This is a genomic window from Bartonella vinsonii subsp. berkhoffii ATCC 51672 (assembly GCF_902825225.1).
GTDB lineage: Bacteria > Pseudomonadota > Alphaproteobacteria > Rhizobiales > Rhizobiaceae > Bartonella > Bartonella berkhoffii.
Window position 1 is genome coordinate 1 of record NZ_CADEAK010000369.1, and the last position, 380, is coordinate 380.

1 protein-coding gene is annotated in these 380 nt (G+C 46.8%); it reads left to right on the top strand.

Annotation, left to right across the window (positions count from 1 at the left end; genetic code table 11):
- Positions 1-380 (top strand): helicase HerA domain-containing protein (locus J7R10_RS09650; RefSeq protein WP_246787442.1); only part of this gene is annotated, 380 nt, incomplete at both ends.

Consider the following 380-nt stretch of genomic DNA (forward strand, 5'->3'; position numbering starts at 1 on the left):
ATAAATCCGTGCCGGCATTTGTCGATTTGGAAGAATTATTGGCGACGCGTCTTCTTGTGCAAGGCAATTCTGGTTCCGGAAAATCACATCTTCTTCGTCGTCTTCTTGAACCAAGCGCTTCATGGGTGCAACATTGTGTGATCGATCCAGAGGGTGCTTTTGTAACTTTAGCAGATAAATTTGGTCATGTGATCGTTGAAGCGCAACGCAGCGAACTCGAATTGACACGTATTGCCCATCGCATTCGCCAACACCGGGTTTCGGTGGTGTTCAATCTTGAAGGTTTGGAGACTGAACAACAGACGTGCGCTGTTGGTGCTTTTCTTGGTGCACTGTTTGACGTGGAACGGACTTATTGGTATCCCATGCATGTTGTTGTT